Raw genomic sequence first — 7,495 nt, forward strand, 5'->3', positions numbered from 1 at the left:
GTTCTTCACTTTTATTCTCGCTTCATAGTGATCAATTTCTTGATCCCAATTTCGATCGTTGCTAGGTCTATACGACCGCCAGGATAACTTGCAATTTTGACCTATAAAATTTGCCCACTATGAAGTGGCATCGTCATCCAAAGTTGCATCTATATCTTCAACCGCCGCTTTTTCTTCATCGTCTTAGATTTGGTAGTTCAGACGCTATGACAATGATGGCACTGCTGGTTTAGTCTTGTGTGTGGTATTGGCTAGCGCCCAAGGCCAGGCACCATGTCAAAGAGATGATTTTTCATATTTAGTCATTTGAAGAACTTATTTCTTTATAAACCTCCAGAAGTTGTCGGAGAGGAGGTCATTTACATCCCTCTCAACTTCGTCATGGGTGATTTTCCATCCGGTGTCCAGGACCCCTTGGTACTGGTCAACTAGCACATCAGCTATGACCGCCCTAGAGTGTGACCACTTGTAGATAAGTTGTTCTAAGATTCTGGCGTCGGAGTGCTGTGGAACGAAACTCGTTCCAAGGAGTTCAAATCTCATCTGTGTTGTCTCTTTGATTAGGGAGGGTGTGTTCAGGAACCACCAGCATCCAAAGATCATAAGGTTTTTGAATTTTCGTGCAAGGACACTTAGGTGATGCTGATCCTCTCGCGATAGGAATGTTACCAAAAACTTCTGATTGGGAAAGTCGCGACACAGATTTTCAATCGAGGTGACGTCTGCAGATGCCAACATATCTCCAGCGAGCCTGAGGCTTGGGTTGACTCCTCTTTTGACGCCAACCATTATTGAAAGTGGTAACTTAGCCTTAGCACAGATGGGTAGGATGCACTTTTGGATCAAGATGGTTCGAATGTCGGAATTTGGATATTTAAAGTCACTAGGAAGCGAAGCCGCGAGATAGAGCGGATCGATCTTTTGGATCCACTCCCACAAAAAGCGAGTTATCTCACCTAATGATTCATCATCTGTCTCGCCTAGTTGCGCATCTACCCTATAGCCCCATTGGTTTAGTTTTTTAGCGGTCGTCTCCCAATCATTCAACAAGGGATCAAGGCGCAATGCCGAGTGAAACCTGTTGTCGAGGCTACTGCGAACATTGGCCTTTGAATTCCACTTGTCACGTTCGTCTTGATCGAAGGGGTCATTGGTCATTACAACATCTTTTACCTTTGCCAAATCAAAGACGAGATCCACAAGTTCTTGTGGTTGGATTTGATCGTACCAATCTCGATATTGGGAAAGCTTTGGCTCATCACTAACGAGACCCAATTTGTTGATGGTAGTTAGAACCCCTCGGGTGGCCTCGCTTATCGGGGTATGCTCCAAAAAGAGAGTCGACCAAATGTGATCTGCTTGGTGGTGCTTTTCTAATCCCCAAAATTCATCGTAACTAAGGGACGAATGGCGAAAGGTCTCGGCTACTAAGTAGTGATAGGTGAGCAGTTCGTCGATTCCATAGAGCATCAGTTCCGAAAAGCTTGCGGGGTAGAGGTGCGTGTGAACATCGGTTGCTGGCGTATTTTGAACGAGCCTATTCACGGCATTTCGGAGTTCGGTTCCATTTGTGATCAAGATGGACAACTTAGATCCTCCCCTTTGTTTTCAAATGCGACGTTTAATGGTCTTATCAGTGCCTTCTAGTAATTGTAATCATATTATGCACACGATAACATTACTTTTTTTAGATTTGTCACATTCACAGGTCAACTGCTCTATTCCACCTATTGGGATCGTTGGGCTGGATAGTGGGTGTGATGACGTTGAAGGCACGGATCTGACGTAGGGATCCTACTTTGTGCAACCGGCGTTACAGCTCGCACAAATCTATCCCTGCATGCGCCTAGATAGAGGTGGTAAATAGCCTCTGAAGTGGTTAGTTGGACAAGAAAAGATGGCAAGTGTGTACTTTTTCGATTTTGGGTGATCGATACATCTTCAACTATTGGTGCTCGCTATAGCTGTCGTAAGTGTCGCATTTTCGATCTTCGTATTGGTGGGGCTCTGGGCCTGCAATTTCCAGATTTTTAAAATAATTCTACCCAATGTGAACGTGTGCATAAAAAATGTTATACAATCATCCATATTGATGAGTTATTTTTTCAACAATCAATGATTTTGTATGAGCGTGTGCGTAGGAGATTAATCACCTACCGCCGCACTCTTGGGGCTCGAGATAAGAGATAGGGGGTGCTTTGGTTTGTTGTATCCAATAAGTACTGACACCAGAGCTGTCATTGATCTAAGTGGAATTTGGTCTTTTGTGCTTGGCACAAGCGATGAGTTCGATGAGACATTTGTCGACCACCCACTCGTTGGGGCTATGCCTATGGCAGTTCCAGCCTCTTATAACGATTTGGGGGTAACTTCAAAGATACGCAACCATGTTGGGTGGGTCTGTTATGAGTCGACATTTAGCGTACCGAGCGTTCTTCTAAGTGAGAGAGTGGTTCTTCGCTTTGGTTCGGTTACGCACTTTGGGCGAGTATTCATCAACGGTAAATATGTAGGTGAGCACAATGGTGGCTTCACACCATTCGAATTCGAGATAAATAAATTCTTAATTTCGGGCCCAAACCGCTTGAGCGTAATGGTAAATAATGTCGTTGATGAGACAACTCTGCCGGTTGGAACTTATTTTGACCAAGAGATAAGTGGCCTTGGTCGTGTTGTGAAAAACACACCGAACTTTGACTTCTTCAACTACGCAGGCATACATCGACCTGTGAAGATCTATACGACACCGAGGTCTTATATCTCCGATCTTAGTGTTGTGACTTCGACGGTTGGATCTCTTGGTCATGTTCAAGTGGACGTGGAGGTTGTTGGCGGTGCTAATCACCTAAAGATGCGACTGCGCGACGAGGATGGCAATTTGGCTGCTAGCGGCGATGGGCCATCTAAGACCTTGGAGATTGGCGATGTGGTCCTGTGGGAACCTCTAGATGCGTATCTGTATAATCTCGAAGTTGACCTTTGCGAGAACGGTGTCGTTTTGGACACCTATTCGATTCCGGTTGGAGTTCGAACCGTTGATGTGAGAGATGCACAGTTTCTTATAAATGGAAAGCCATTTTACTTTAAGGGTTTTGGTAAGCACGAGGACTCCTCTATTCATGGGCGTGGATTCGACGAAGCCCTAAATGTTGCCGACTTCAATCTGGCTGCGTGGATTGGAGCAAACTCATTTAGAACCGCCCATTATCCATATTCAGAGGAGATACTACGCCTCGCCGATCGCCAAGGCATAGTGGTGATAGATGAAACCCCTGCAGTGGGCCTTCACCTCAACTTCGCCGCTGTGCTATTTGGTTCGCGTGAGCATCGGAATACATGGGAGCACATTGGGACCTTCGCTAATCATCAAAAGGTTATCGAGGAGCTCGTTGCGCGCGATAAAAATCATCCATCAGTGGTCATGTGGTCGATAGCTAATGAGCCAGCTTCTGAGGAGGCTGGCGCTCGGCAATACTTTGCTCCCCTTGTGGAACTCGCTAGAAAGTGTGATCCTCAGAAGCGTCCGGTAACGATCGTTACCCATCAGTGGGCCACGCCGGGGGTGTGCGAAGTTGCAGAGTTAGTCGATGTTCTTGCTCTAAATCGATATTACGGATGGTACGTCGACAGTGGAGATCTAGAGGCCGCTGGCGAGCATCTCCATCAAGAGTTGATCGATTGGCATAATCTGCATCCACAAAAGCCGATCCTAATGACTGAGTATGGAGCCGATACTGTGGCTGGCCTTCACGATGTAGATCCTGTGATGTTTACCGAGGAGTTTCAATCGCTCTTTCTATCTACCTATCACGAGGTCTTTGACAAGTGCTCCTGGGTGGTAGGCGAACAAGTTTGGAACTTTGCAGACTTTGCGACTAGTCAAGGTGTTCTGCGAGTACAGGGTAACAAAAAGGGGGTATTTACGAGAGATAGAAAGCCGAAGGCCGCGGCCCATGAATTGAGGCGCCGATGGAGTTCTATGGCTAACTACAACTACAAGTGATAGATCTTGCCTGGGATGTTGGGGCGATCTGGGGCGTTGCGGGGCACTGTCGAGCACCGTGAAGCACTGTGGGCCACTGTGATTCTTCGGTCTAGGTAGGCATCACAAGACGACCAAGGAGATCTTTCGGAAAGAGAAAGTAACGAAGTCTCTTTTTGATTCTATCGAATCTATGGAATCTATCGAGAGTCATCTGTGGCCTATGTGGATCTCTTTTATGGCGATATTGTGGATTACAAGGTCAACAATATATTCAAATTAGTGTATCGGTTTGATTAAACATAATTGACCTATTCGACACTATAAATTATAAAAATATGGAGATATATCATCTCCTTTAGTTTTCCATGTCATTTTTCATATTGCAGCTAATTGATCCCTTGGAGATGACTGTTCATTTTTGAATATTTTTCATTATTGGCTGGGATAAGAATAGATAAATTAAGTATTTAGTCGAGGGGGTTCTACTATGAAATTAGAAAACGGTCCGGATGCAAAGGCGGACGAGGAAATTGCGGTTGGGACAATCGATGCTGGGGTATCAAAAGCTGAAGATGGCGGGGCCAGCAGTGTGGTTCAGAGGATCTTTAAATTTATTTCGACCTCGTTCGGTCCGCTGATTCCCCTCTTTGCGGGATCAGCAACTATCAAAGCATTGCTTGCAATACTTTTGAAGTTTCATTGGATAGACCCTAAATCTGGCACCTACCTAATTTTGGCGGCAGCCGGGAATGCTATCTTTTACTTTCTACCGATTTTCCTTGGTTACAGCGCGTCAATCGCCCTGGGTGCAAATGGGTATATCGGTAGTGCAATTGGCGCAGCTCTTATGGAGCCGAACTTCACTTCGCTCCTCGCCCACGGAGCCAGCACCTCCTTTATCGGGATTCCAGTGGTGCTTGCTAACTATTCCTCGACGATCTTACCGATCTTTTTTGCCATACCTCTCTATGGCCTCGTTGAGAGATGGTTGAACCGAGTTGTACCGAAGGACTTGAAGATCTTTTTGGTCCCAATGCTGTCGCTCATCGTTTTTGTTCCTCTCGCGGCTATTGTGGTTGGCCCCTTTGGAACTTATGCTGGGAAATTGGTTAGTGACGTTGTAACTGCACTGTTTAGGGGCAATGGACTCATCGCTGGTGGCGTTATGGGGGCAGCATGGACGTTTCTGACGATAATCGGACTGCATATAGCTCTCGTTCCAATTGTCATTTTGGATCTGGCTAAAGGCGGAGATCCCATCCTTGCAACCGCATCAGCTGGCGTATTTGCTCAGATCGGTTTCGCACTTGGTATGGTCATTCGAGGTCGAAAGGGTGATATCAAGGCACTTGCAGGCGCGAGCTTGGTTCCAGCTATCTTCTCGGGTGAAACCCGCCCAATCCTCTACGGTTTCTTTCTTCCTTATTATCGCAGGACGTTCATCTATGTTGCTCTAGCCGGAGCAGTTGGCGGCGCTATCGCTGGTGCTAGTGGCGTCAAGATGGTATCTCTCGCTTTTCCAAGCTTTATGTCAATACCACTCTTTTCGCCTATGGTTCCGTACCTGATTGGCATGGCCGTTGCCTTGACAGGAGCCCTCGCTATGACAGTAATCTTCGGATACGATAGAAAAGAAGCGAAGTCTCAGCTCTAGTAGTTGGCTTGGCCTATCTTTTGCGTTTGGCCACTTTCAATTGATTTTGAACCAACGGGAGCGCAATCGGTTTCCGTAAGGGAGGGGTCAAGCGACCTAATTCTTTCTCGGTCTACCTGATTTACCTCTTGGGAGTTTCTGGTCTTCTATGTACTGTTTCACTTCCTCTAATGGGGCTCCACCACAAGACACTATCGACTAGGAGGGCGACCAAAAGTGCTGCCCCCACAAAGCCTCTCGGACTTCCGGCCAGTTCTTTGCCCTTACTCTCATGGCGATAAGTGTCTTCATAGACATCACCAGTCTCGACAGGGCAACTTTAGCTGCGTAGGTGATCAGTAGGTGGGCATGATCGCCGTCTGTTTCGAAAGCATCGAGGGTGGAATCGAAACGAGTACACACCTCAATGAGGGCAGATCTGATCTCGTCACTAACTCTCTCGGTCATGACATTACGTCGATATCTAGGTATCAAGACGATGTGTGCATGTAATTGATATACCACATGCCTTCCATTGCGCCAATCATCGTCATGTAGTGAAATATAGTCCTTAGTAGATAATGCTATATTAGCCTGAATCCACAGAAATGGACCAGCTTGAGCCCTTCGGTGTGAATCCAAGTCGGTTTTTTGGAACTGATTTAGGTTTGACGGAGGGTCTATGGCTTAAATCTGGTTTCAGAGTGCCAAATATGACCTATTCCCTTTGTGGTTGAGCCTTTTTGGTCATTTTTGAGATTGTGAAATCTCATTTTGGCCATAGTGACCTAATCCCTTGTCTTCTAGAGCAGTTGTTTCAAGTAATATTCAGTGTGTTAGGTAACCAGATGTTCAGGTGATGGCGATCTCAAACTTTCTGATCCGATCAAGAGCCTCTAAGAACTTATCCTTATAGTGCCAGTGTTCTTCAAGATGGAGTATTACTTTTCTAGCTGAACGAGTGATATGTCCTGCGATCTGAAAGTAACACCGTCGAAGCTTTGGTGTGGTTATTACAGTTTGTGTAATAGCGCCTATTCGTGCAGTGAACCGTGCCAGGTTGTGTGCAATTGCACCAAGTTCCAACCAAACGGCATTAGCGTTCATACTTATCAAGTTTCGTAAGTTTCGCCTCCACCGAGACCAGATTGGAGCTAATCTTTAGTAGAACAGATGTTCGATAAAGGAGGCATGGTGGATATCTCAGGCTTTATGGTACGCTTCGCTTCAGAGGAAGCATGTGAAGATCATTTGATCAAATTGCGGTGGAAAGAGGGATTTAGATGCCCAAAGTGTGACTCTGACCAGTTTACCTTAATCAGGCCAAACCATCGAAGAAATGCAGCATCTCGAGCTCCACTTTTTCAATGTAAATCTTGTCACCGTCAAACTAGCGTTACCTCCGGAACCATCTTCCATCGAAGCCATATCTCTTTATCCAAGTGGTTCTCCGCTATCTATCTATTGTCCAACGACAAGCGTGGTCTTTCGGCTACTACCATTGCTAAATTCGTTCAAGTATCTTATTCGACTGGCTGGTTGATGCTAAATAAGCTACGAAAAGCAATGGCTGACCGAAATGGTTTATATAAACTTGGAGGAAACGTCCAGGTAGATGAGTTCTTTTTAGGTGGTGAGAGCCATGGCGAAGGCAGAAGAGGAAAGGGAACAAAACAAACCAATGTCCTAATTGGAGTGTCGATTAGCAATGGTGCTCCTACTCATTGCTTCATGGAAGTAATCAAAGATACCACTGCTAAATCATTCAAAGATGTTTTTATGAGACGTTTAGATTCCGATACCAAGCTGATAAGTGATGGTAACCCAAGTTACGGGGTATGTGCTCGAGACCTTGGACTAGCGCATTCGATCACTCT

Annotated in this window: 6 protein-coding genes; 3 read left to right on the top strand and 3 right to left on the bottom strand. The window is 45.8% G+C overall.

Features of this window, described 5'->3' with window-relative positions; translation table 11 throughout:
* Positions 1-315: 315 nt before the first annotated feature.
* A complete protein-coding gene (locus tag AXFE_RS15145) occupies positions 316-1,587 on the bottom strand; it encodes a hypothetical protein (protein WP_200891307.1) in 1,272 nt (423 codons plus the stop codon).
* 616 nt (positions 1,588-2,203) lie between these two features.
* Between AXFE_RS15145 and uidA the strand changes: the two genes are divergently transcribed.
* Together uidA and AXFE_RS15155 are read left to right on the top strand one after the other, a co-directional pair.
* A complete protein-coding gene (uidA, locus tag AXFE_RS15150; protein ID WP_052606798.1) occupies positions 2,204-4,003 on the top strand; it encodes a beta-glucuronidase in 1,800 nt (599 codons plus the stop codon).
* A gap of 469 nt (positions 4,004-4,472) precedes the next feature.
* Positions 4,473-5,639, top strand: a complete 1,167-nt coding sequence (locus tag AXFE_RS15155) for a PTS transporter subunit EIIC (protein WP_052606793.1) — start codon at positions 4,473-4,475, stop codon at positions 5,637-5,639.
* Between the two features lie 198 nt (positions 5,640-5,837).
* On the opposite strand, the gene tnpA is transcribed toward AXFE_RS15155, so the two are convergent.
* Both tnpA and AXFE_RS15165 read right to left on the bottom strand, forming a co-directional pair.
* Positions 5,838-6,260, bottom strand: a complete 423-nt coding sequence (tnpA, locus tag AXFE_RS15160; RefSeq protein ID WP_160291892.1) for an IS200/IS605 family transposase — start codon at positions 6,258-6,260, stop codon at positions 5,838-5,840.
* A gap of 210 nt (positions 6,261-6,470) precedes the next feature.
* Complete coding sequence (locus tag AXFE_RS15165; protein WP_052606795.1) at positions 6,471-6,725, bottom strand: transposase; 255 nt, start codon at positions 6,723-6,725, stop codon at positions 6,471-6,473.
* A gap of 87 nt (positions 6,726-6,812) precedes the next feature.
* Here AXFE_RS15165 and AXFE_RS15170 point away from each other — a divergent pair.
* The coding region (locus tag AXFE_RS15170; protein WP_052606796.1) for an IS1595-like element ISAxf1 family transposase at positions 6,813-7,495 on the top strand (683 nt) is incomplete at its 3' end.

It is taken from the genome of Acidithrix ferrooxidans (assembly GCF_000949295.1).
GTDB classification, from domain to species: domain Bacteria; phylum Actinomycetota; class Acidimicrobiia; order Acidimicrobiales; family Acidimicrobiaceae; genus Acidithrix; species Acidithrix ferrooxidans.

What these genes read in the sequence shown, in the direction of transcription:
- AXFE_RS15155 (WP_052606793.1), top strand. Translation starts at nt 4,473, where the DNA reads ATGAAATTAGAAAACGGTCCGGATGCAAAGGCGGACGAGGAAATTGCG.
- AXFE_RS15165 (WP_052606795.1), bottom strand. Translation starts at nt 6,725, where the DNA reads ATGAACGCTAATGCCGTTTGGTTGGAACTTGGTGCAATTGCACACAAC.